The sequence below is a fragment of the Subtercola sp. RTI3 genome (assembly GCF_035018625.1).
Taxonomy (GTDB): domain Bacteria; phylum Actinomycetota; class Actinomycetes; order Actinomycetales; family Microbacteriaceae; genus Subtercola; species Subtercola vilae.
On record NZ_JASJXO010000032.1, the window covers coordinates 1 to 24,826 of the forward strand.

Below are 24,826 nucleotides of genomic sequence, written 5' to 3' on the forward strand. Positions count from 1 at the left end.
AGATGTGTATAAGAGACAGACCCCCACCCATCGAGTGGGTGGGGCGCGGGAGGATACTTGAGGCATGACTTCGAGCACGAGCAACAACGACACCGGCACGAGCAACACCGGCACGAGCAACACCAGCACCCAGTGGCACCTTGTCTCCCGCCCCAGCGGCGAACCGACGGGCGAGAACGTCGTACGCGTCGCCGTCGACCTGCCCGAGCTCGGCGAGGGCGAGGTGCGCGTGGCCAACGAGTTTCTCTCGGTCGACCCGTACATGCGCGGCCGGATGAACGCGGGCCGGTCATACGTGCCCCCTTTCGAGCTCGGCGAGCCGATGACCGGTGCCGCCGTCGGCCGGGTGACCGCGTCGCGCTCCGAGCGGTTCGCCGTCGGCGACACCGTGCAGCACCAGCTCGGCTGGCGCGATGTGGCGCAGGGCCCCGAGCGGGAGTTCAGGGCGGCGCCGCCGGTGCCCGGGCATCCCCTCTCGGTGTACCTCGGAGCACTCGGCCTCACCGGCATCACCGCCTGGGTGGGCCTCACCCAGATAGCCAAGGTGAGGGAGGGCGACGTGGTGTTCGTCTCGGGCGCCGCCGGGGGAGTGGGCACGATGGTGGGCCAGATCGCCCGACTGAAGGGCGCCTCCCGCGTCATCGGCAGCGCGGGCACGGCGGCCAAACTCGAGCTATTGCAAGGCAAGTACGGCTTCGACGCCGTGTTCAACTACCGTGACGGCGATGTGGCCGGCCAGCTGAAGAACGCAGCTCCCGGCGGCATCGACGTCTATTTCGACAACGTGGGCGGCGACCACCTCGAGGCGGCACTGCGGGTCTTCAACGACGGCGGCCGAGCGGCGCTCTGCGGCTCGGTGGGCGGCTACAACTCGGTCGGCGACGACCCGGGCGTGCGGCACCTGACGAACATCATCACGCGTGGCCTCACGCTGCAGGGTTTCACCATGCCGAGCTACTACCACCTGGCGCCTGCCTTCGCGGCTGAGATGCAGCCGTGGTTGGCTGCCGGCGAGATCGTCTACGACGAGACCGTGGTGCACGGCATCGACCGCGCCTTCGAGGCGTTCCTCGGCATGATGCACGGTGAGAACGTAGGAAAAATGATCGTGGCCCCCTGACCTGCTGCGGGCACGAGACGTACGATAGGCCCATGAGCGAGCCGACCCTGCCGATGTTTCCGCTCGGGTCGGTACTGTTCCCCTTCATGCCCCTGCAGTTGCGGGTGTTCGAGGAGCGATATCTCACGATGCTGTCGCACATTCTCGAGCTCGACCCCGCCGAGTTCGGCGTCGTGCTCATCGAGCGCGGGCAGGAGGTGGGCGGCGGTGAGCAGCGTTTCAGCACCGGAACCGCGGCCCAGATCATCGAACTCGACACCGACGAGGGGTTCGTCACGCTGGTAGCCGTCGGTGAACGACGGGTGGTCGTCGGTGAGTGGCTCGCTGAAGACCCGTACCCCGCGGCCACGGTGCGCGAACTGCCCGAGCTGCAGTGGGATGCCGCACTCGAGTCGCTTCGCGACGACGCCGAGCTCGTGGTGCGCCGTACCCTTGCGCTCGCCGCCGAGTACAGCCTGCAGCAGTGGCCGCCCGACCTCGTTCTCTCAGAAGACCCGGTGGCGGCCGTCTGGCAACTCGCGGGAATCTCGCCCCTCGGCCCGATCGACCAGATCGCGCTGCTGCGTGCGGAGACCGCCGAGCAGCTGCTCACCGACCTGATCGAGTTCACGATCGCCGCAGAAGAAGCGCTGAACATCACCTGGCCCGACGAAGAAGTGTGAGGGTGTTCGCCCAGCCGCCAGTCCGCTGAGTGTCTGCCCGATCGGCCCTTCTGTGCCGGGTGCGGGCGGTTATCTTTAGACGTGCGAACTTACTCCCTCGACTCGCGGCGCCTGGTCGTCGTGGGGTTGTTGGCAGGTGTTCTCTTCGCCGGGGCACAGGCGGCCCCCGCCTTCGCGCACGACACCATCGAGTCGTCGACGCCGGCTGCGGGTGAAGTTGTGACGACTTCGCTGAGTGCGGTGAACATCACGTTCAGCGACGACCTGGCTTCGGTGGGTGGGGTGCAGAACGCGCTCATCCAGGTCACGGATGCCTCGGGCGGCCACCACGAATCCGGCTGCGTGACGACAGACGGTGCGGCAGCCAGCACGAGTGTCGCGCTGGGCGAAGCAGGGGTGTACTCGGTGCTCTGGCACGTGGTGTCATCTGACGGGCATCCGGTCGAAGGGGCGTTCACGTTCAGCTGGCAGCCGTCGGCCGTCACGATGGCAGCCCCCTCGCTTGCGGAGGCTCCAGGGTGCGGCGACGACTGGTCTGGCACGACCTCGAGCGCTGCAGCAGGTTCTCCTAGCGGCGCCAGCGGCACCGACCCGACCGGTTCGACAGGCTCCGACTCCGCTGGTTCGACTGGGTCTGCCTCAACCGGCGCCGCGGCCGGCAGTTCGGGTCAGTCTGCGCCGCTCGCGTCAGACGCGCCGGTACCCGCTGGCAGTGCGACCGCACTGCCGCAGCCGACCATGACCATTCTCTCGGCTGTTCCCGCCGAAGCGACCGACCACTCGAGCCTGGCTCTGCCGGTCGCGGTCGGGGTGGCCATTGGGGGCCTCGCAGCCCTCTCGGCCCTCGTCGTCTGGGTGACCCGGCGACTGCGCAATCACCACTTCAGCGGCCGGGGCCGCTAGGCTTGAGTTGCACTGCACAACTGAATACTGTTGGCCGTTAGGTCGGCGCGGGAGAGCCTGGCACCAGTCGCCGGGCACCGAAGGAGCAATTCTCTCCAATAATCTCTCAGGTTCGTGTACCGCGTTGAACTGGCCACTCTGAAAAGAAGCACGTCGCTTGAAGCGACGAGGCTCGCCCACGGTGAAAGCCGGTTCACCCTGCGGGTGGCCGGTGAAACTCTCAGGCACCATGACAGAGGGAGAGTTCTCGGGCTTCGTTTCGAAGCCTGTGACCTATCGCCGCCTGTCGCTCAACGTTGTTGTTGCACAGGTCGGCACCGATCAGGAGAACTCATGACCGCTGGCCCCCTCTTCTCGCCACTTCACGACGAACATGTCGCGGCAGGCGCGAGCTTCACCGATTTCGCGGGGTGGCAGATGCCGGTTCGGTACTCGAGCGATCTGACTGAACACCATGCCGTTCGCACGGCCGCCGGCCTGTTCGATCTGTCGCACATGGCCGAGATTCTCGTCTCCGGTATCGACGCCCCACGGTTTCTCGACTACGCCCTGGCGGGCAAGATCTCTGCCACCAAGCTCGGTCAGGCGAAGTACAGTCTGTTGCTCACCGAGCAGGGCGGCATCGTCGACGACCTCGTGGTCTATCGAACGGGTGACGAGCGTTTTCTGGTGGTCGCCAACGCCGGCAATCACGAGGCGGCCGTCGCCGCGCTGAGCGAGCGGGCCACGGGTTTCGACGTCGACGTTCGTGACGTGAGTGACGAGACCGCGCTGATCGCGGTTCAGGGCCCGCTGTCGCGGGGCATCGTCGAGGCGGTACTCGATGTCGAGCCGCTGCATGCCCTGCGGTACTACTGGTCGGTCGAGGCGCATTTCGGCGGGCATCCGGTACTCGTCGCACGAACCGGCTACACCGGTGAAGACGGTTTTGAGCTGTACATCGCGCCGAACGCCGCGCCCGAGCTGTGGGCCGCACTCGTCGATGCCGGTGAGTCTTCTGGAATGGTCGCCGCGGGCCTCGCCTCCCGCGACACTCTGCGGCTCGAGGCTGGCATGCCGCTCTACGGGCACGAACTCGGGCTCGAGACCAGGCCCGCAGACGCAGGGCTCGGCCGTGTGCCGAACTTCACGAAGGGCGAGTTCGTCGGCCGCACGGCCCTCGAGAGCACGCCGGAGCCCGGCGCCGGTGCCGGCACGACAGCCTCCCGCGTTCTGGTCGGCCTCATCGCCGAGGGCAAACGGGCCGCGCGCGCCGGCTACGAGCTGTTCGAGAGCGACGCGGCGAGTACACCGATCGGGGTCGTCACCAGCGGCATCCTGTCACCGACGCTCGGCGTGCCCATCGCGATGGCGTACGTCGACCCGGCCTTCGCCGGTGTCGACACCCCTCTGAGCATCGACATCCGCGGCAAGCGCCTCGCCTACCGCGTCACCGAGATTCCGTTCTACAGCAGAAAGCGAGACCTATCGTGACCGACTACTCCGACCTCAAGTTCACGGCGCAGCACGAGTGGGTTCGGTTCGAACCGGCCGCTGACGGCGCGGCGCCCACCGCCACCATCGGTATCACTTCGTACGCGGCCGACAAGCTGGGAGACGTGGTCTACGTCGACCTGCCCGACGCGGGAACCGTGATCGCCGATGGCGCCATCGTGGGTGAGATCGAGTCGACCAAGTCGGTCGGCGAGCTGTTCGCCCCCGTCGACGGCACGGTCGTCGAGAAGAACCCGGCCGTCGAAGACGCGCCTGAGCTGGTGAACAGCGACCCGTTCGGCGAGGGCTGGCTCATTCGGGTCGAGTTCACGGCGCTGCCCGAACTGCTCGACTACGCGGCATACCAGGCGTTGCTTGGCGACGAGGAGTCTGCACACTGATGAGCATTCCCTTTCAGGCCCGCCACATCGGCACCGACCAGGCCGCCCAGGCCGTCATGCTCGAGCGCCTCGGCTACACGTCGGTGACCGAACTGGTCGAGGCCGCTGTTCCGCCGTCGATTCTCGTCGATGCGAACGGGCCGGCCTCGATCATCCCACCGCCCGCCAGCGAGCGGGAGGTGTCGGCTGAGCTTCGAAAGCTCGCCGACCAGAACTCGGTCAAGCGCTCGATGATCGGGCTCGGCTACTACGACACCATCACGCCCGCCGTGATCAAGCGCAACGTCTTCGAGAACCCGAGCTGGTACACGGCGTACACGCCCTACCAACCCGAGATATCGCAGGGCCGGCTCGAAGCGCTCATCAACTTTCAGACGATGGTCGCCGAGCTCACTGGCCTCGTCACCTCGAACGCCTCGATGCTCGACGAGGGCACGGCCGTCGTCGAGGGCATGCTGCTCGCCCGGCGCGCCAGCAAGTCGCCCACCTCGCCGTTCATCGTCGATGCGGATGCCCTGCCGCAGACCAAGGCACTGCTCGCGTCGCGCGCCGAAGCTGTAGGCATCGACCTCGTCGAGATCGACCTCGCAGCGGCCGACCCAGAGGGCCTGCCCGACGCGTTCGGCGTCTTCATTCAGTACCCCGGGGCTTCGGGGCGCATCTGGAACCCGGCCGAGGTCATCGCGAAGGTGCACGCCGGGGGAGGGCTGGCCGTTGTGGCGGCCGACCTGCTCGCGCTCACCCTGGTCACCTCCCCGGGCGAGCTCGGTGCCGACGTCGCAGTGGGCACCAGCCAGCGGTTCGGTGTGCCCATGGGCTTCGGCGGGCCCCACGCGGGCTATATGGCGGTGCGCAAGGGGCTCGAGCGCCAGCTTCCCGGCCGGCTCGTCGGCGTGAGCGTCGACGCGGTGGGCAACCGCGCCTACCGTCTCAGCCTGCAGGCCCGCGAGCAGCACATCCGCCGCGAGAAGGCGACCTCGAACATCTGCACGGCTCAGGTTCTGCTCGCCGTCATGGCCGGCATGTACGCGGTCTACCACGGCCCCGAGGGGCTGAAGGCCATCGCCCGGCAGACGGCCTCCTGGGCCGCCGAGCTCGCCCGGCTGCTCGAGGGCGGCGGCTTCACCCCGGTGCACGACGAGTTCTTCGACACCGTTCAGGTGCGAGTGGCCGAGGCGGGGGCATCCGCAGTCGTGGCACGCGCACGGGAGCTCGGCGTCAACCTGCTGCTCGTCGACGAGTCGATCGTGGGCGTCTCGGTCGACGAGACCACCACTGCCGACGACATCGCCCGGGTTGCGCAGGCGTTCGGTGTTGCTGCGTCGCCGGGTGCCGTTGTCGGCGATAGAGCCCCTGCCGGCGCAGCCTTCGGCATCACCGCGTCGCCGGGCCAGGCACCCGATGAATCGCTCACGCGCCTGCCTGCCGCGCTTCGGCGCACCAGCGAGTACCTCACGCACCCGGTCTTCAACACGCACCGCTCGGAGACGAGCATGATGCGCTATCTGAAGCGGCTCGCCGATTACGACTACGCGCTTGACCGCGGCATGATTCCGCTCGGGTCGTGCACCATGAAGCTGAACGCGGCTACCGAGATGGAGGCTGTCAGCTGGCCCGAGTTCGCCGGGCTGCATCCGTTCGCCCCGCGCGACGACGTCGAGGGGTACCTCACCCTCATCGACCAGCTCGAGGCGTGGCTCACCGACGTGACCGGGTACGACTCGGTTTCGCTGCAGCCCAACGCCGGCAGCCAGGGCGAACTCGCGGGCCTGCTGGCCATCCGCGGCTACCACCGCTCGCGGGGCGACGATGCTCGAACGGTGTGCCTCATCCCCTCGAGCGCCCACGGCACGAACGCCGCCTCGGCCGTTCTGGCGGGCATGAAGGTCGTCGTCGTCGCGTGCGACGAACTCGGCAATGTCGACGTGAATGACCTGCGAGCCAAAATCGCCGAACACTCGGCCACGCTCGCGGCCCTGATGATCACCTACCCGTCGACCCACGGGGTGTACGAGCACGACGTGGTCGACATCTGCCGGCTGGTGCACGAGGCCGGGGGCCAGGTCTACGTCGACGGCGCGAACCTCAACGCCGTTCTCGGGTTCGCGCGGTTCGGTGAGTTCGGCGGAGACGTCTCGCACCTGAACCTGCACAAGACGTTCTGCATCCCGCACGGCGGCGGCGGGCCCGGTGTCGGGCCGGTGGCCGCGAAGGCGCACCTCGCGCCCTTCTTGCCCGGGCACGCGTTCGCCCAGAACGCCGAGCATCCCGCCAGGGGCGGCTCGAGTGTGGTGCACGGCGGCGGGGCCGTGTCGGCTGCACCGTACGGCAGTTCGAGCATCCTGCCGATCAGCTGGGCGTACGTTCGCATGATGGGCGCCGAGGGCCTGAAAGACGCCACGGCTGCGGCGGTGCTCGCGGCGAACTACGTCGCGGCCCGGCTGCGCGAGCACTTCCCCGTGCTGTACGCGGGCGACAACGGTCTGGTGGCGCACGAGTGCATTCTCGACCTGCGGCCGTTGCGCGAGGCCACCGGCATCACGGTCGACGATGTGGCGAAGCGACTCGTCGACTACGGGTTCCACTCGCCGACCATGAGCTTCCCGGTCGCGGGCACACTGATGGTCGAACCGACCGAGAGCGAAGACCTGGCCGAGATCGACAGGTTCATCGACGCGATGATCGCGATCAAGGCCGAGGCCGACGCCGTCGCTGCCGGGCAGTGGCCGGCAGACGACAATCCGCTCGTGCACGCCCCGCACACGGCCGAATCGGTGGTGGTGGGCGACTGGATGCACTCCTACAGCCGCGAGACCGCTGTGTACCCCGTCAGCAGCCTGGTGCGGAGCAAGTACTGGCCGCCCGTGCGGCGCATCGACCAGGCCTACGGCGACCGTAACCTGTTCTGCGCGTGCCCACCGCCGGAGGCCTTCGAATAAAACGCAAACGAGAAAAAATCATTCCTCTATCATTGAGTGTGATGACTCGACACTCTCGCCGCACCAGGCGCACCACACTGTTCGCCGGCATCGCCGCCGCGTTTGTTCTCGTGCTGTTCGGGGGCGCGCCCGCTTTCGCGGCGGGCGCGCTGGCTGGGCCGATGCTGGCCGACCCCGTCTATTCGCACGACGGCTGCATCATCAACCGCAGCGCCAACGGGCCGGTTGCCGGCGGCAGCCAGTGCCCTGGTGTCGACCTGAGCGGGCAGCACCTGGCGCAGTCCGACTTCGACGGGGCGAACCTCACCGGTACGAACTTCGCGAAAGCCGACGTTCAGGCGTCGACATTCGCGGGGGCCGTCATCACGGGGGCCGACTTCAGCGGCACACGCATCGTGGGGGCCGATTTCACCGGCGCGGGCATCCTGCCGCCCACCGTCGACGCCGTGGCCGCCACGACGGCGGGCACGGCCGTGAGCCTCACGCCCGTGCTGCCGAAAGGCCTCACCATGACAGGCTGCAGCATCGCGGGGGAGCAGGTCGATGCAACCGCGGTGTTCCCCCTCGGCCAGACCGGTCTGGTTTGTTCGTTCGCTTCGTCGAGGCCGAACGAGGTGGCCACGGTACTCGTGAAGATCTCGGTGACCAATACCGCCACGAGCGCGCCTCCCGTACCGGTATTCACGCCCCAGCCGAGCGCCACCTCGGCGTCGGCCCCCGCCGCACAGGGGCCCAGTATGCAGACGCTCTCGCTGCTGCTCGTGGGCGCGGCGGCGGTCATCGTGCTGGGCGTGGTGGCGCTGGTGGTACGGGGAGTGCGCGGCAAGCGCGACTGAACCTACGACGCCGTTGAACCTACGACGCCGTGAACAGGCCGGGCAGCAGGGCCACGGCGAGCCCGTAGCCGACGAACGACGCGATGTCGAGAATCCAGTGCGTGATCACCAGCGGAACCGTGCGGCCCCAGCGCGTGTAGAGCCAGCCGAACAGCACCCCCATGGCGAAGTTGCCCACGAACGGCCCAAAGCCCTGGTAGAGGTGGTAGCTGCCCCGGAGGGCCGCTGTGCTGGCGATGATGACCCATTTGTGCCAGCCGAGCCGGCCGAGGCGCTCGAAGAGAAACCCGACAACGATGAGTTCTTCGGTGAGTGCCGCCCGCAGGGCCGACAGAATGAGCACCGGAATCGTGAACCAGTACGTGCTCTCGGGCTGCGTCGTCACGTTCACCGTGATGCCCACGGCACGGCCGAGCAGGTAGAACGCGAGGCCCGGCACGCCGATGACGACCACCAGCAGCAGCCCGCGGCGGAGGTCGCAGAGAGGCTGGCTGGCGGTGAAGCCGAGGCGGGCGAACGGGTTGCTGCCCGAGAGCTTCAGTAGGTAGAACGCCAGCACCACCGGGAGAATCGCGAAGAAGATGCCGAGCAGTTGATAGGTGAGATCGAACCCGGCACGGTCGCTCAGGTCGCCATTCAGCGCGGTCGACTGGGAGCCGAGAGGTTTGGCGCGGGTCAGTAGATCGATGAGCTGAACGACCGCGTAGACCGCTGATGCGCCCAGCGACAGACCGAGCACGATGAAGATTTCGAAGCCCACCTGGCCACGGCTCATCGGCTGCTCTGCGAGTGATGCAGAGGTCGGTGAGGGGGTCTCGGTCATGGCGCTGCTTTCTTGCGTTGAAACTTATGAATGCACAAAGATTGTGCATAGAGCACAACAATTCGGTGATTTTAGTTTCTAGTATGTAACTTTTTTCACACGCATTTGGTGAAGCACTGCGCCCCCTTTTAGGGTACTCCGTAGTCATCGTGCGTTCCGATCATCTCGGCGTGCGCGATTTGCGGTGCTTTCACACGCGTCGCGAGCGACACATTCGATTCGATTTCCCGGCCACAAGTCGTGATTTTGATTTGCCCAGTTTGCACAGGAGGAAACCTTGAAAATCAGACGTATTGGAGTGGGCGCAGTCGCCCTGGCCGCAGCCAGCGCACTCGTACTCACCGGATGCTCGTCAGGCAGCAGCACACCTGCGAGCAGCGCGAACACCACTGCCATCATCACGACCAACGGCTCTGAGCCCCAGAACCCGCTGATTCCCACCAACACCAACGAGACCGGTGGCGGCAAGATCGTCGACTCCATCTTCGCTGGGCTTGTGTACTACGACGCAACCGGCAAGCCGATCAACGACATGGCCGACTCGATCACCACGAACGACTCGCAGACCTACACGATCAAGATCAAGGCCAACCAGACGTTCAGCGACGGCGAAGCGGTCGACGCGAAGTCGTTCGTCGACGCCTGGCAGTACGGCGCCCTGACCAGCAACGCCCAGGTCAACCAGTCGTTCTTCGCCCCGATCGAGGGCTACAACGACGCGGCGAGCAGCCCCCTCACCGGCCTCACCGTCGTCGACGCCACGACCTTCACCGTGAAGCTCTCGGCTCCGCAGTCAGACTTCCCGCTGCAGCTCGGCTACACGGCGTTCGACCCGTTGCCGGCCAACGCATTCAAAGACATGACCGCGTTCGGCCAGAACCCGATCGGCAACGGCCCGTACAAGCTGGCTTCTGCATCGGCATGGCAGCACAACGTGCAGATCGATCTCGTTCCGAACACCACCTACACCGGTGGTCGCAAGCCTCAGAACGGTGGGGTGACCTTCAAGTTCTACGCTCAGGCCGACGCCGCGTACTCCGACCTGCAGGCCAACAACGTCGACGTGATCGACGAGATCCCCGACTCGGCCATCTCGACGTTCACGAACGACCTTGGTTCGCGTGCGATCAACCAGCCTTCAGCCGTGTTCCAGTCGTTCACCATCGGTACCTCGGCTCCGCACTTCCAGGGTGCAGAAGGCCTGCTCCGCCGCCAGGCGATCTCTGAAGCCATCGACCGCCCCACGATCACCAAGGTGATCTTCAACGGCACGCGCACCCCGGCGAAAGACTTCACGTCGCCCGTGCTCGATGGTTACACCGACTCGCTCAGCAACAACTCGGTGCTGACCTACAACGCTGACGACGCGAAGAAGCTGTGGGCCAAGGCTGACGCCATCTCGCCGTGGTCAGGTACGTTCCAGCTCGCCTACAACGCCGATGGGCCTCACCAGGCCTGGGTCGACGCCGTGGCGAACAGCGTCAAGAACGTTCTCGGCATCGACGCAGCGGGCGCGCCCACTCCGACCTTCGCCCAGTTCCGTTCGCTGGTCACAGACAAGACCAAGCCGATCGAGACCGCGTTCCGCACCGGATGGCAGGCCGACTACCCGGCGGTCAGCGACTTCCTCACGCCCCTCTACGCGACCGGTGCCAGCTCCAACGACGGTCACTTCAGCGACCCGGCCGTTGACGCCCTCTTCAAGAAGGCCGCTTCAGAGACCAAGACAGACGCAGCGATCAAGGACTACCAAGACGCTCAGGTCATCCTGCTCAAAGACCTGCCGGCGATTCCGCTCTGGTACGCGAACGTGACGGGCGGCTACGCCACGGGCGTGTCGAACGTTCAGTTCGGCTGGAACTCAGTTCCGCTGTACTACGCGATCACCAAGGGCTAGTCTCTCCCGCCAACCGAAAGGGGCGGCAGCTTCACGCTGTCGCCCCTTTTGGTTTGACTCTCGATAAGGTCTACTTACCCGTATGCGCACTTACCTCTCGTCTCGAGGCTGAACTTCTATGGCCGGATATATTCTCAGGCGCCTGTTGCAGGCAATTCCCGTTTTCTTCGGAACAACGTTTCTCATCTACTTCATGGTCTTCGCAATGCCGGGAGACCCGATCCTCGCCCTGTTCGGCGACAAGACACCCAGCCCGGCGCTCGTCGCCCAGCTCCGTGCGCAGTACCACCTCGATCAGCCCTTCATCGTTCAGTACCTGATCTACATCGGCGGAATCTTCCAGGGCAACTTCGGAATCTCGTACTCGGGCCAGCCCGTCGGCGACATCCTGCTCCGCACGTTCCCCGTCACCCTTCGGCTCGCTGTGATCGCGCTGTTCTTCGAGACGGTGTTCGGCATCGTCGTCGGCCTGATCTCGGGCCTTCGCAAAGGCAAGCTCTTCGATGCGTCGTCGCTCGTCGTCAGCCTCATCCTGATCTCGCTGCCGATCTTCGTGATCGCCTTCGTGGGGCAGTATGTGTTCGGGGTGCAGCTCGGCTGGGCCAGAACGACCGTCGGAACCGGAGCGCCGGTGCAAGACCTGATCCTGCCGGCGCTCGTGCTGGCGAGCATCAGTTTCGCGCAGATCGTGCGCCTGACTCGGTCATCGGTGATCGAGACGTCGGGGCTCGACTTCGTTCGTACGGCGTACAGCAAGGGCCTCAGCCGCAATCGCATCGTTCCGGTGCACATCTTGCGCAACTCTCTGATTCCCGTCGTCACCTATCTGGCCACCGACTTCGGTGTTCTGCTGGTCGGGGCAACGGTCACAGAGGGCATCTTCAACGTTCCGGGCGTCGGCAACACGCTCTACCAGGCGATCATCCGCAGCGAAGGCCCCACGGTCGTCTCGTTCGTCACCGTGATGGTGTTGCTCTACCTCATCGTCAACCTCATTGTCGATCTGCTCTACGGCTTGCTCGACCCAAGGATCCGCTATGTCAAATGACCTTTTCGAACACCCCGTGACCGCCTCCGAGCCCGGGGCCTCGCACTTCGTAGCGCCGCTCGAAGAGACGCCTCTCGTCGCCATCGACGTCGTCAACGTCGCCGACAAGCCCAGCAACCTCTGGATCGATGCCTGGCGTGACGCCCGGCGCCGCCCCACGTTCTGGGTTTCGGGTGCCCTGATCATTCTCGTCGTGGTCGTCGCGCTCTTTCCGTGGCTGTTCACGAGTGTGCTGCCCAACAACGACTGCCAGTTGCTCAACAGCAACGGAGGGCCCACCGCCGGGCATCCACTCGGCTTCACGAAGCAGGGCTGCGACGTCTACTCGCGCATCATCAACGGCACTTCGACGTCGCTGTCGGTCGGCATCATCGTCATCGTTCTGACCACCGTGCTCGGTCTGGTGTTCGGAGCCTTCGCCGGGTTCTACGGCGGAGTCGTCGACGCCGTGCTCTCGCGCATCGGTGACATCTTCTTCTCGATTCCCTACATCCTGGCCGCCGTGGTCATCATGTCGGTGCTCGTCAACTACCGCAGCGTCTGGACCATCTCACTCGCCATCGGGCTCTTCGCCTGGCCGGCGACTGCGCGCGTGCTTCGAGCAGAGATACTCCGCGTCAAGAACGCCGACTTCGTGATGGCATCCGAGGCCCTCGGGGTCTCGAGCCTTCGTATTCTGCTTCGACACGTCTTGCCGAACTCCATCGCCCCGGTGATCGCCATCACGACCATCTCCCTCGCCGCAGCGATCGTCGCCGAAGCCACCCTGTCGTTCCTGGGTGTCGGTCTCGGCAGCTCGATCATGTCGTGGGGCAACGACATCAACCAGGCCCAGCGTGACCTCCGCACCAACCCGCAGACGTTGATCTACCCGTCGCTTGCTCTGTCGATCACAGTTTTTGCGTTCATCCTCATGGGTGAAGTGATTCGAGACGCACTCGACCCGAAAGCGAGAGCCCTTCGATGAGTACCCCTTCTCCCAGAACGCCTGGTTCCTCCGGTACGGATGCCCGGGTGCCACTGCTTCAGATCACGAACCTGCAGGTCGGTTTCCAGACGCAGAGCGGTGTCATTCCGGCGGTGCGCGGGGCGAACATCACGCTGCACGCCGGTGAGACGTTGGCCATCGTCGGCGAGTCGGGGTCAGGCAAGTCGACCACCGCGCACGCCATCATCAACCTGCTGCCCGGCTCCGGCAAGATCATGGGCGGCCAGATTCTCTTCGACGGCCAAGACCTCACGAAGCTCTCCCAGAAGCAGATGCAGGAGGTGCGGGGCAAGCTCATCGGTTTTGTGCCGCAAGACCCGATGTCGAACCTCAACCCGGTGTGGAGCGTCGGTTTTCAGGTGCAGGAGGCCATCAGGGCCAACGGCATCGCACAAGGCCGGGCCGACGTGAAGAAGCACGCGATCCAGGTGTTGAAAGAAGCCGGCCTCGGTGACGCAGAGAAGCGCCTGAAGCAGTTTCCACACCAGTTCTCCGGCGGAATGCGCCAGCGAGTGCTCATCGGTATCGGTCTCTCGTCGAGGCCCAAGCTGCTCATCGCCGATGAGCCCACGTCTGCTCTCGACGTGACGGTGCAGCGCACCATTCTCGACAACCTCGAGAAGCTGACCCGTGACACGGGTACCGCGCTGCTGTTCATCACCCACGATCTGGGTCTGGCCGCCGAGCGCGCCGAGCACCTCGTGGTGATGTACAAGGGCCAGGTTGTGGAGTCGGGCCCGTCGAAGGAGATTCTGGCGAACCCGCTGCATCCCTACACTCAGCGCCTCGTTGCCGCGGCTCCGAGCCTCGCCTCGCGGCGCATCCAGTCGTCGGCCCACAAGCTCACCGAGCTCGACTACTCGGCCACCGGTGTGACCGAGGGTCTCGACCTCATCGAGACGGCAGAGGCGCGGGCCGGCCAGCTGGCAGCTGCGCCCAAGCGCGAAGACGCCATCGTCGTCGAGCACCTCACCAAGGTCTATAAGATCCGCGGCAACAAAGAGGCGTTCACGGCCGTCGACGACGTGTCGTTCAGTATTCAGCGCGGTACCACAACGGCGCTGGTGGGGGAGTCCGGCTCTGGCAAGTCGACTGTGGCGAAGATGCTGCTGCGGCTCGAAGACGCCACGCACGGCGAGATCCGCATCGACGGAACGAACACGGCACCTATGAAGGGTAAAGCTCTGCTCGACCTTCGCCGCAAGATGCAGCCGGTCTTCCAAGACCCCTACGGTTCGCTCGATCCGCTGCGTAACATCGGCAACACCATCGGTGAACCGCTGAACACGCACAAGGTGGGCGACAAGAAGTCGCGCCGCGACCGCGTGTTCGAGCTTCTCGAACAGGTCTCACTGCCGCGGGCCCTGGCCAGCCGGTACCCGAACGAACTCTCCGGGGGGCAGCGCCAGCGCGTTGCCATCGCCCGTGCGCTCGCGCTGAAGCCCGACATCGTCATTCTCGACGAGGCTGTCTCGGCTCTCGACGTGCTCGTTCAGGCTCAGATTCTGCAGCTGCTGTCAGACCTTCAGACCGAACTCGACCTCACGTATCTCTTCATCACACACGACCTCGCGGTCGTGCGGGTGATCGCCGACAACGTCTGTGTCATGCAGCGCGGCAAGATCGTTGAGACCGCTACGACCGATGAGGTGTTCGACAACCCGCGTATGGAATACACTAAAGAGTTGCTGAATGCGATTCCCGGGGCTGGTATTGCTCTGGGGGTCTAAGTTTTGCGTCGGCAACCCGGGCGTAGCCGCCCCCACCCGTTTATTTCGTCGGGCTCGCCTACAGATTGAGTCCGCATTACTTTGAGGACGATCATCCATGGCGTCAGCCACCCGCGATGACCTACGTAACGTAGCGATTGTTGCCCACGTCGACCACGGCAAGACCACTCTTGTCGACGCGATGCTCAAGCAGACCAACTCGTTCGACGCCCACTTTGAGGGCGAAGACCGCATGATGGACTCGAATGACCTTGAACGCGAAAAGGGCATCACGATCCTCGCGAAGAACACCTCGGTGCTCTACAGCGGCAAGCACGCCGATGGCAAGTCCATTGTCATCAACGTCATCGACACTCCGGGCCACGCCGACTTCGGTGGTGAGGTCGAGCGCGGCCTCTCCATGGTCGACGGTGTCGTTCTGCTCGTCGATGCGTCTGAGGGCCCGCTGCCGCAGACGCGTTTCGTGCTGCGCAAGGCGCTCGAGGCGAACCTTCCGGTCATCCTGCTGGTCAACAAGACCGACCGGCCGGATGCCCGCATCGACGAGGTCATCGCAGAGTCGCAAGATCTTCTGCTCGGCCTTGCGAGCGACATGTCTGACGACCACCCCGACCTCGACCTCGACAAGGTGCTCGACGTGCCGATCGTCTATGCCTCCGGGCGTAACGGTGCCGCGTCGAACAACAAGCCCGAGAACGGCACGCTGCCCGACAACGACGACCTCGAGCCGCTCTTCGAAGCGATCTTGAAGCACGTTCCGGCTCCCACCTACGACGACGATCTGCCCCTGCAGGCGCACGTCACCAACCTCGACGCGTCGCCGTTCCTCGGCCGCCTCGCGTTGCTGCGCATCTTCAACGGTCACATCAAAAAGGGCCAGCAGGTCGCCTGGGTTCGCCACGACGGTTCGGTTCAGAACGTCAAGCTCACCGAACTGTTGATCACGAAGGCGCTCACGCGCTTCCCGACCGAGACGGCTGGCCCCGGCGACATCGTGGCCATCGCGGGGATCGACGAGATCACCATCGGAGACACCATCAGCGACCCCGACGATGTTCGGCCGCTGCCGATCATCACGGTCGACGACCCCGCCATCTCGATGACCATCGGTACCAACACCTCGCCGATGATCGGCCGCACCAAGGGCTCGAAGGTCACGGCCCGTATGGTGAAAGACCGCCTCGACCGCGAGCTGGTCGGTAACGTCTCGCTGAAGGTCGTCGACATCGGTCGCCCCGACGCGTGGGAGGTGCAGGGTCGTGGAGAACTGGCTCTCGCCATCCTCGTCGAGCAGATGCGCCGCGAGGGCTTCGAGCTCACCGTCGGCAAGCCGCAGGTGGTCACCAAGCAGGTCAATGGCAAGACGCATGAGCCGTTCGAGCACCTGACCGTCGATGCGCCCGAAGAGTTCCTCGGTGCCATCACCCAGCTTCTCGCTTCCCGCAAGGGCATGATGGAGACCATGCAGAACCACGGCACCGGCTGGGTTCGCATGGAGTTCATCGTTCCGTCGCGTGGGCTCATCGGTTTCCGCACCGAGTTCCTCACCACCACGCGTGGTACCGGTATCGCCAACGCCATCTCACACGGCTACGCTCCGTGGGCCGGCGCCATCGTCACCCGCAACAACGGGTCGATCGTGGCCGACCGCTCGGGTGTCGTCACGCCGTTCGCCATCGTGAACCTGCAGGAGCGCATGTCGTTCTTCGTGGAGCCCACCCAAGAGGTGTACGAAGGCATGGTCATCGGCGAGAACTCGCGCGCCGACGACATGGACGTCAACATCACCAAAGAGAAGCAACTGACCAACATGCGCCAGTCCACTTCTGACACGTTCGAGCGCATGACGCCGTCGCGCAAGCTGACACTTGAAGAGTCGCTCGAATTCGCTCGCGAAGACGAGTGCGTCGAGGTCACGCCCGAATGGGTTCGCATCCGCAAGGTCGAGCTCTCCGCGCAGGCTCGCCAGCGGAGCGCGTCGCGCGTCAAGTCGCAGAACGCGAACGCGTAGCGCGTCCCGCCCCGCTTCACCAGACCCCCGCCCCACGCGCTTCGGCTCGTGCGGCGGGGGTCTGTCGTTGTACAGGCCCGGCCGGCGTGATAGCTGAGCAGTTGTCACGTGCAGACGCGCGGCGTAGAATGAGTGAGTGATTCTCAGTAAACGTCGGCCTAAGGGGCCGAAATGTGTTCGCACGCCGATCGCGCGTGCTCATCGGCTGAACGTCGGGTCGGCCCTCGGGCTCGGCCTGGCGCCGTTGGTTCTGACCGGATGCGCGGTGCTGCCGTCAGCGTCAGCGCCGGGTGCAGCGATTCCCAGTGCCGCTGCCGCCGTAGCCGCTATCGACGCTCAGCTCACTGCCGCGGGCTTCGTGGCCAGTGATCTGAACTCCCAGGGCAATCGGTTCGGTACCTTCGACGGAACAGCGTTCGATGTGGTCGGCGCGCAGGCGACTGGCTACGTTCGAGGTGCCTACTCTGTCATGGTCGGCGTCGGCACTGACGACAAGGGCAACACCGACGCGGTCTACTTCATCGACAAGGCCTCGTCGTGAGCGCCTCTAGGCAGGGCCGCCTGCGCGGACCCGCCCGCCGCCGCGCCCACATCGTTCTCTCGGTGCTGGCTGCGCTGGTGACGGCCGGGGTTGCGACCGGGTGTTCAAACCCGATCAACAGCATCGTCGGGCTCACATCGGGCGGACACGTGAGCGTGGGGGCGTTGCCCGGCAACTTTCCCTCCGACATTCCCATCGCCGACGGCAAGATCCTCGCCGGTACAACCGACTCCGATGACGTCGAGACCGATTGGGTGATCGCGGTGGTGCTCCCGAACGCCACCGATGCCGACGCCGTCGTGAGCCAGCTCACCGGGGCCGGGTTCACCGAGTCCGACCTCAACAGTGCCGGCAATCGCTTCGGCACGTTCGACGGCAAACAGTTCGACATCGTGGGCGGCGCCGGCCTCGGCTTCACGCGCGGCGACGACCAGATCATCCTCGTGATCGGCGTCGACCACCAGCACCGCACCATCGCCGCGTACGAGGTCACCCGGTACGCCCCCTCGGCAAGCGACCCTGCCGCGCCTGCCGCTGCCGGGTGAGTCAGTCGACCGCCGGGTGATTCAGTAGGAGGCGGGTGCGTCAGTCGGCGTCGGCGTAGCTGGCGACGATGGAGACGTCGAGCGGAACGTCAAGGGGGAACGCGCCGAAGAGCAGGCGGGTGGCGGCTGAGGCCGAGTCGCGGAGAGCATCCGCCACCGCGTCGGCGAGTTCAGCGGGGGCGTGCACGATGAGTTCGTCGTGCAGGAAGAACACGAGGTGCGGGGCGTGAGTGAACGGCTTGGCGGCCCGGCCCGCAGTGGTCGTGGGAGCTGAGACGGGTCGGCCCGACGGTGGCACGTCAACGACGGGTGGTGTCGGCCGGGCCTGCGACGGGCCAGACGGGACAGACGTGCCAGACGTGCCAGACGGGCCAGACGGGGGCCTCGGGGGAGTTCGCGGAGTGCTGGTTGACGGCGGTGCCGTTACGGCAGGGGCTGGGGCTACGACGGGAGCGGGCTCGGAGTGGAGGGCGACCGGGCGAACGCTCGCGCCGGAGGAGCGCAGCTCGGCGAGGCGCCTGGCCATGTCGGCAACCGGGTCGGCGGCCTTGAAGGGAGAGGGGGCGGCGATGCGACGCTCGCGTTCGGTGATCTCCGCTTCGACGGCCGCCCGGCGCGCCGATTCGAGCGCCTTCGCGGCAGCGGCAGCGGCGACAGGGTCGAGCGAAGCGGCAGAGTTGTCGCCGGTGAGCAGTTCGAGCGCGTGGGTGACGGCGTCGTCGCTGCCCGCAGCTGCAGTCGGGGCCGTGGAGATGCCGTCGAGCGAGGGGTCGGCGTGTGGTGTGGTGGCGTCGAGCGAAGGGACGGCATCCGGGGCTGCATCGTCGAACGAAAGCTCGGCATCCTGCGCCGCGTCGGCGAGGGGCGCATCATCGAGCAGTGGCTCGTCGAGCGCCGCGTCGTCTGCGGGCGCAAGGTCGGCGAGCCGTCGCCGCAGGTCTGCCATCCAGCAGAGCGCCCAGTCGGCGGCGCTCGCCTGCACGACGAAGTTGCGCGTGAAGCGGCCCCAGTCGCGAGCCTGCTGGCGGGCGAACTGCTGGGCGCGCTCGTTGGGGGTACCCTCCGAAGCCCGCGCCTGGGCCTCCCACCATTCCTCGTTGGGGCGCGGTGCGCTGCGCCCCAATCGCGACGTCACGACTTCGCCCCGTTCGCCGGCACGGGCGGCGTCTTCGACATAACGCAAAGCGGTGGGAAACGCGCGGGCCAGCCGCGGCAAGAGTCGCCCGCTCTCACCGGTGGTGGCACCATACATGGCTCCGAGCATCGCAACTTTGGCCTGCGCGCGGGTTTCGAGTGCGCCCGCCGAGACGATTCCGGCGTAGAGGTCGGTGCCCCGGCCGGCCGCCGCCATGACGGTGTCGCCCGACACGCCCGCGAGGATGCGCGGCTCGAGTTGGGCGGCATCGGCCACCACGAGCACCCATCCGTCGTCGGCAGTGACCGCGCGCCGAACCTGCTTGGGCAACTGCAGCGCCCCGCCCCCGCGGGTGGCCCAGCGCCCCGACACCACGCCGCCCGGAACGTAGTCGGGTGAGAATCGACCATTGGTGACCCAGGAGGCCATCCATGACCATCCGTTCGCACTGAGCAGGCGCGAGAGTTTCTTGTATTCGAGCAGGGGCGCGATGACCGGATGCTCGATCGACTGCAACTCGTACGACCGGGTGGTGGTGACCATCAGCCCGGCAAAACGCAGCGCCCGCAACAGGTCGGCGGGGGAGTCGGGGTTCAGCTGGGGCGTGCCGAGCGCGGCGCGCACCGCGACGGCGAGCTGTTCGAGGCGAGCAGGGCGAAGCCCCGGTGCGACCTGTTCGCCGAGCAGTTCGGTCAGCAGCGCGTCGTGCACGTCTTCGCGCCACGGCAGCCCGGCGTGCGACATTTCAGCCGCGATGAGTGCGCCGGCCGACTCAGCGGCGAGCAGCAGCCGCAGCCGGTTGGGTTCGGTGGCGGTACGGATGGCATCGAGTTGCAGCCTGAACTCCGCCACCAGCCGGTTCACTTCGGCCGCGCCCACGGCGTCGGGTTCCTGCCCAGAATCGCCGACCCCTCCGCCGCCGCCGCTCAGAACGCCGCCCGCCTGCGGCACAGCCCCACCAATGCCGTCGAACAGCGCCGTCTGCCCGGCCCGGCTGCTCGCCGAGCCAGGCACACCATCGCTCGGCATGAGCGGAGCATCCCACGCCGAGCGCGGCCCCGCAGCCAACGCAGACGCGGCCGTGAGGCTCGACGCCCGCAGAATGGCGTGTGTCAGCCGCAGGTCATGGCAACGTTCGACCCGAACTCCGTGCGCCAGCAGGCCCGGGTACCGGATGCCCGTGTCGGCCCACACCCAACGCGGGCGTTCGAGCTCCAGTGCTTCGACCGCGCCCGCGAGCTCTGCCTCTTCGTACGTCTCGCTCGGCTGCTCGGGGTCGTTCTCGCCGCTGTCGGTGAGATAGGTGAGGGTGAAGACGCCGCGGGGGGATTCGGAGAGAACGACGTACACAGCGTCTATTCTCCCCGACGAGGGCCGCACCGCGCGCACGCGGGCCGGGGCGTTGCGAGACCTGAGCGCCAGCTTCGAACTCGGATGAGCGCGAATTCTGGTTAGCACAGCCGAACCTTACTAAGTGTAGGCTTACCTTTGTTCGGCCGATTCAGGCGTTCTCATCACAACCGTCCCGCGGCACCTCTGCGGGCACCCACCGCTGGAGCTTCTTCGTGCTTGCAACGTTCGTCATCGGCCTTCGTGAAGGCCTCGAGGCGGCGCTCATCGTTGGAATCATCGCGGCCTTTCTGAAGCGCAACGGCCACTCGCTGAAGTCGATGTGGATCGGCGTCATCGCCGCCATGGTGCTCTCGGTTGCCGTCGGCGCGATTCTCGAGGTCATCTCGGTGGGCCTACCCCAGGCTGAGCAAGAGGGCATGGAATCGATCATCGGCGCCGTGGCCGTGGTCATGGTCACCGCCATGATCGTGTGGATGAGCAAGCACGCCCGCACCATGCGCCGCGAACTCGAGTCGACCGCCACCGAAGCCATCAAGAACGGTTCGGTTCTCGCGCTGGCCGGCATGGCCTTCCTCGCGGTGCTGCGCGAGGGCTTCGAGACCTCCGTCTTCATGCTGGCGGCGTTCCAATCGTCGGTGAGCCCGCTGACCGCAGGCCTCGGCGCTCTCCTCGGCCTGCTGCTCGCTGTTCTGATCGGCTACGGCATCTACCGCGGCGGTGTGCGGCTGAACCTCGGCAAGTTCTTCACCGTCACGGGTGTCTTCCTGGTGTTCGTCGCGGCCGGCCTCGTGATGAGCGCCCTCCGCACGGCTCATGAAGCCGGCTGGATCGTCGTCGGCCAGAACACCACCGTCGACCTGGCCTGGCTGGCTCCCGGTGGCTCGGTTCAGGCCGCCCTCATCACCGGCGTTCTGGGCATCCCCGCCGACCCCCGCGTCATCGAGGTGCTCGGTTGGGCGCTGTACCTCGTGCCCGTTCTGCTCTTCGTGCTGTGGCCCGTGAAGCTTCGCCCGGGCATCCACGCCTACCGCGTGCAGTTCTCGCTCGCCGGTGCCGCCGCGATCGCCGCCCTCGTCCTGGTGGTCGCCGTTCCCGCGCCCGCCCCGCCCACTCTCGGCACGGGCCCCGCCGCCCTTACCGGCACCGATGGCCGCCAGCTAGGCACGGCCCAGCTCACCGGCAGTGATGCACGCCTCGCTCTTGAAACAACAGTTCTCGCCAATTCGACCTCGACCCTCCTCGAGTCGTCGGCGTCGACCGCTGACACGCATCTGGGTCAGGATGCCCGCACCTGGTCACTCGACTCCACGGTCACTCCCACCACGCTTCCCACCACCCTCACGCTCGCCGACCTCGACACGCTGAACGGTGGTCGCACCCCGGTCGGAATCAACCGGCAGACCAACCCTGGCCCGTTCACCGCCGCCTGGAAGGTGAGCGTCACTGAGCACGTCTGGGCGGTCGGCACAACCCTCCTCGACGCCTCGCGGTCGACGGTCACCACTCTCGCTCTCTCCGGCGGCGGTCTCACGGCCGCTCGCACGGTCACGGTGACAGCGGGCGACACGGCGGCCGAGTCGCTTTCGTGGAGCCTCGACAGCCAACACACCGAAGCGGTCGCGGCTGAGCTCTCGGCGTGGCAATCCGATGTCGCCGAGACGCAGCTCTTCAAGACCTCCCTGCCCGCCGTGCTCGCAGTGGCCGCCCTCGTGCTGCTGCTCGCCGGCCTCAGAGGCTTTCGCGCCTCGCGGCGACGCGGCACCGCCCTGCCAGAGCCCGGCGGTGCGGGCGACGCTGCCCGGGCATCCGGCGCCCCCGATTCTCTCTCGCCCGATTCTGATCTCAAGGAGCTCGACCTACATGACGTCGTCACGAAATAGCCCGGCCACCCGCCGCGCCGCCCGCCTCGCCCTGTTGACCGGCCTCGTCGCCGGAAGCATGCTGCTCGCCGGTTGTAGCGCGGGGTCGACCACTGCGGGCTCAACCGCCTCGGCTGGCGGCACCGCACCCGTCGCCAACGGTGCCACGCAGATCAAGGTCACCCTCAGCGGTTCGAGCTGCGCCATGGACTACGCCACGGCACCCGCCGGCCCCGTCACGTTCACCGTGACCAACACCGACGCGGCCGGCCTCAGCGAGGTCGAGCTGATGAGCGACAAGCGCATTCTGGGCGAGCGGGAGAACATCGTCGCGGGCCTGCAGCCCGCCACCTTCACCGTCACCCTCGGCGGCGGCACCTACCAGCTGAACTGCCCGGGTGCCTCGGCCGAGAACACTGACTTCGTTGTCACCGGCGCTGCGGCAAGCACCGCCAGTGACGTGCAGACGCTGCTCACCACCGGTACGACCGGCTACGGCGCCTATGTCGAAGACCAGTCGGCGGCTCTCGTGACCGCCGTGGCCGCTCTGGATGCCGCGATCCAGTCAGGCGATGTCGCTGCGGCCCAGAAGGCCTACGCCGTCGCCCGCCCGTTCTACGAGCGCATCGAGCCGGTTGCCGAGAGCTTCGCCGACCTCGACCCTGAGGTCGATGCTCGCGTCGCCGACGTCGACCCCGGTACCGAGTGGACGGGGTTTCACCCCATCGAGAAAGACCTCTTCGAGACCGGCGCAATCAGTGCATCGACCAAGACGCTGAGCACCAAGCTCGTCGCCGACATCGCGCAGCTGCAGACCCTCACCAAGGGCCTCACATACAAGCCCGAAGAGCTTGCGAACGGCGCCTCGGGTCTGCTCGAAGAGGTTCAGTCGTCGAAGATCACCGGCGAAGAAGAGGCCTACAGCCACATCGACCTCGTCGACTTCGCGGCCAACGTCGAAGGGTCAGAGCAGGCGTTCGAGTATCTGAAGCCCGCGCTCAGCACGATCGATGCGAACCTCACGGCATCGATCAGCACCCAGTTCGACTCCGTGAACGCGCTGCTGGCCACCTACAAGGATGCCTCCGCTCTCGGCGGTTACGACCTGTACACCGAGGCGCTCAAAGCATCTGATGCCACGAAGCTCACCCAGGCCATCCAGGCCCTGCAGCAGCCGCTCAGCCAGATCAGCGAAAAGGTGGCGACGGCGTAACCGATGACACAACGCAGTTCTGGCGAAACGTCTGACGACGGGTCGAGCGAAGAGGCGCCTCGCGGGTTCTCCCGTCGGGCGTTCTTCGCGGGCGCCGTCTCGAGTGCTGCGGCCGGCGCCGCTGCCGGAGTGGTGGCGACCGGGCTGAGCGGTGCTGCCGCGAGCGGCACCGGCCCGGCGGCCGTCGCAGCTGCCGACGAGGTGTACCCGTTCTACGGGGCGCACCAGGCCGGCATAGCCACGCCCCCACAAGACCACCTCGTGTTCATGGTGTTCGACGTGACCACCACCTCGGCCAGCGAGTTGCAGGTGATGCTGGCGAAGTGGTCTGCCGCCATTGCGCAGTACACCCAGGGCCTTGCGGTGGGCTCGGTCGAGCCCGACCGAGCCCAGGCGGTGCCCGGTGACACGGGCGAAGCCGCCGGCATGGGAGCGAACCAGCTGACGGTGACGGTTGGCTTCGCGCCGTCGATGTTCGATGGTCGGTTCGGCTGGGCGAAGTACAAGCCCGCGGCGCTGAAAGACCTGCCTGCGTTTGCGAGCGATGCCCTGACACCAGCCTTCACGGGTGGCGACATCTGTGTGCAGGCGTGTGCCAGCGATCCGCAGGTGGCGTACCACGCGATACGCAACCTTGCGCGCATGGCCAGAACCACCGCGACGACACGGTGGACGGTGCAGGGGTTCGGGAGGGCATCCAGAGGCACCGGCCAGACCACGCCGCGCAACCTGATGGGCTTCAAAGACGGCACGCGCAACATTTCAAGCGACGACGACTTCGCGCAGCAGGTGTGGGTGGGGGCAGACAGCGACCAGAGCTGGATGACCGGTGGCTCGTACCTCGTTGCCCGCAAGATCCACATGCTGATCGAGACGTGGGATTCCGACGGCATCGGCGACCAGCACGCGGTCTTCGGGCGCACCAAGGCTGAGGGTGCACCGCTCAGCGGAACGGGCGAATTCGACACGCCCGACTTCGCGGTGAAGGCCGCCGATGGCACGCCGGTCATTCCCGTGAACGCGCACGTCGCACTGGCAGCGCACGAGAACAACAACGGCACCAAGATTCTGCGTCGCGGCTACAACTTCACCGACGGCATCGACAGTGTGGGGAGACTGGATGCCGGGCTCATGTTCATCTCGTACCAGAAAGACCCGGCGCAGTTCTCACAGCTGCAGTCGAAGCTGGGCGCCAACGACCGGCTGAACGAGTACATCCGCCACGTCGGATCGGGTGTGTTCGCGGTGCCGCCCGGCCTGAGTGCGGCCGGCGACTACTTCGGCAAGGCGCTGTTCGCCTGACGGCTGCGACGTGCGGTACTGCGGTGCGGCACTGCGGGGCGGTACTG

The 24,826-nt window shown here is 66.3% G+C and carries 18 protein-coding genes, 1 pseudogene and 1 riboswitch; of the genes and pseudogenes, 17 read left to right on the forward strand and 2 right to left on the reverse strand.

Features of this window, described 5'->3' with window-relative positions:
• The first annotated feature begins 64 nt into the window (after positions 1-64).
• From QN358_RS12215 to QN358_RS12245, 7 genes are all read left to right on the forward strand, one after another.
• Positions 65-1,120 (forward strand): NADP-dependent oxidoreductase, encoded by a 1,056-nt coding sequence (locus tag QN358_RS12215; protein WP_136642046.1) that lies wholly within the window; start codon positions 65-67, stop codon positions 1,118-1,120.
• A gap of 32 nt (positions 1,121-1,152) precedes the next feature.
• Positions 1,153-1,782 (forward strand): LON peptidase substrate-binding domain-containing protein, encoded by a 630-nt coding sequence (locus QN358_RS12220; protein ID WP_323512538.1) that lies wholly within the window; start codon positions 1,153-1,155, stop codon positions 1,780-1,782.
• An 81-nt stretch (positions 1,783-1,863) separates the two neighbouring features.
• Positions 1,864-2,685 (forward strand): copper resistance CopC family protein, encoded by an 822-nt coding sequence (locus tag QN358_RS12225; RefSeq protein WP_323512539.1) that lies wholly within the window; start codon positions 1,864-1,866, stop codon positions 2,683-2,685.
• A gap of 38 nt (positions 2,686-2,723) precedes the next feature.
• A riboswitch (glycine riboswitch) is annotated at positions 2,724-2,817 on the forward strand.
• 201 nt (positions 2,818-3,018) lie between these two features.
• The gene (gcvT, locus tag QN358_RS12230; RefSeq protein ID WP_136642044.1) at positions 3,019-4,158 is read left to right on the forward strand and encodes a glycine cleavage system aminomethyltransferase GcvT; all 1,140 of its coding nucleotides are present in this window, start codon (positions 3,019-3,021) and stop codon (positions 4,156-4,158) included.
• A complete protein-coding gene (gene gcvH, locus QN358_RS12235) occupies positions 4,155-4,559 on the forward strand; it encodes a glycine cleavage system protein GcvH (protein ID WP_136642043.1) in 405 nt (134 codons plus the stop codon). The genes gcvT and gcvH overlap by 4 nt, the downstream gene beginning before the upstream one ends.
• Positions 4,559-7,498 carry an aminomethyl-transferring glycine dehydrogenase gene (gene gcvP / locus QN358_RS12240; protein WP_323512540.1) on the forward strand — a complete coding sequence of 980 codons (2,940 nt, stop codon included), beginning with the start codon at positions 4,559-4,561 and terminating at the stop codon, positions 7,496-7,498. The genes gcvH and gcvP overlap by 1 nt, the downstream gene beginning before the upstream one ends.
• A gap of 41 nt (positions 7,499-7,539) precedes the next feature.
• On the forward strand, positions 7,540-8,334 hold the full coding sequence (locus tag QN358_RS12245) for a pentapeptide repeat-containing protein (protein ID WP_136642041.1): 795 nt from the start codon (positions 7,540-7,542) through the stop codon (positions 8,332-8,334).
• Between the two features lie 19 nt (positions 8,335-8,353).
• On the opposite strand, the gene QN358_RS12250 is transcribed toward QN358_RS12245, so the two are convergent.
• Complete coding sequence (locus tag QN358_RS12250) at positions 8,354-9,157, reverse strand: CPBP family intramembrane glutamic endopeptidase (RefSeq protein ID WP_323512541.1); 804 nt, start codon at positions 9,155-9,157, stop codon at positions 8,354-8,356.
• Between the two features lie 277 nt (positions 9,158-9,434).
• Here QN358_RS12250 and QN358_RS12255 point away from each other — a divergent pair, with 277 nt between their 5' ends.
• The 7 genes from QN358_RS12255 to QN358_RS12285 all read left to right on the forward strand — a co-directional run bounded on the left by QN358_RS12255 (position 9,435) and on the right by QN358_RS12285 (position 17,917).
• Entirely contained in the window at positions 9,435-11,054 is a 1,620-nt protein-coding gene (locus QN358_RS12255) for an ABC transporter substrate-binding protein (protein WP_323512542.1), read from the forward strand.
• A 118-nt stretch (positions 11,055-11,172) separates the two neighbouring features.
• Positions 11,173-12,102, forward strand: a complete 930-nt coding sequence (locus QN358_RS12260; protein WP_136642038.1) for an ABC transporter permease — start codon at positions 11,173-11,175, stop codon at positions 12,100-12,102.
• Positions 12,092-13,069, forward strand: coding sequence for an ABC transporter permease (locus tag QN358_RS12265; protein ID WP_136642037.1), 978 nt, complete (start codon positions 12,092-12,094; stop codon positions 13,067-13,069). Before QN358_RS12260 ends, QN358_RS12265 begins: the two co-directional genes overlap by 11 nt.
• Entirely contained in the window at positions 13,066-14,820 is a 1,755-nt protein-coding gene (locus tag QN358_RS12270; RefSeq protein ID WP_323512543.1) for an ABC transporter ATP-binding protein, read from the forward strand. The genes QN358_RS12265 and QN358_RS12270 overlap by 4 nt, the downstream gene beginning before the upstream one ends.
• A gap of 97 nt (positions 14,821-14,917) precedes the next feature.
• Entirely contained in the window at positions 14,918-16,831 is a 1,914-nt protein-coding gene (typA, locus tag QN358_RS12275; protein WP_136642035.1) for a translational GTPase TypA, read from the forward strand.
• Positions 16,832-16,967: 136 nt separating this feature from the next.
• Positions 16,968-17,372, forward strand: a complete 405-nt coding sequence (locus QN358_RS12280) for a hypothetical protein (protein WP_136642034.1) — start codon at positions 16,968-16,970, stop codon at positions 17,370-17,372.
• Entirely contained in the window at positions 17,369-17,917 is a 549-nt protein-coding gene (locus tag QN358_RS12285; RefSeq protein WP_323512544.1) for a hypothetical protein, read from the forward strand. The genes QN358_RS12280 and QN358_RS12285 overlap by 4 nt, the downstream gene beginning before the upstream one ends.
• A gap of 901 nt (positions 17,918-18,818) precedes the next feature.
• On the opposite strand, the pseudogene QN358_RS18870 reads toward QN358_RS12285, so the two are convergent.
• Positions 18,819-20,402: pseudogene (locus tag QN358_RS18870) on the reverse strand (bifunctional 3'-5' exonuclease/DNA polymerase); the annotation flags it as partial.
• Positions 20,403-20,617: 215 nt separating this feature from the next.
• Here QN358_RS18870 and efeU point away from each other — a divergent pair.
• Genes efeU through efeB form a run of 3 tightly spaced genes read left to right on the forward strand, consistent with a single transcriptional unit; the run spans position 20,618 to position 24,779 of the window.
• Complete coding sequence (gene efeU / locus QN358_RS12295; RefSeq protein WP_201799275.1) at positions 20,618-22,285, forward strand: iron uptake transporter permease EfeU; 1,668 nt, start codon at positions 20,618-20,620, stop codon at positions 22,283-22,285.
• Positions 22,266-23,477 carry an iron uptake system protein EfeO gene (gene efeO, locus QN358_RS12300; RefSeq protein WP_201799274.1) on the forward strand — a complete coding sequence of 404 codons (1,212 nt, stop codon included), beginning with the start codon at positions 22,266-22,268 and terminating at the stop codon, positions 23,475-23,477. Before efeU ends, efeO begins: the two co-directional genes overlap by 20 nt.
• Before the next feature lie 3 nt (positions 23,478-23,480).
• Positions 23,481-24,779, forward strand: a complete 1,299-nt coding sequence (gene efeB, locus QN358_RS12305; RefSeq protein ID WP_136642031.1) for an iron uptake transporter deferrochelatase/peroxidase subunit — start codon at positions 23,481-23,483, stop codon at positions 24,777-24,779.
• The last annotated feature ends 47 nt before the right edge of the window (positions 24,780-24,826 follow it).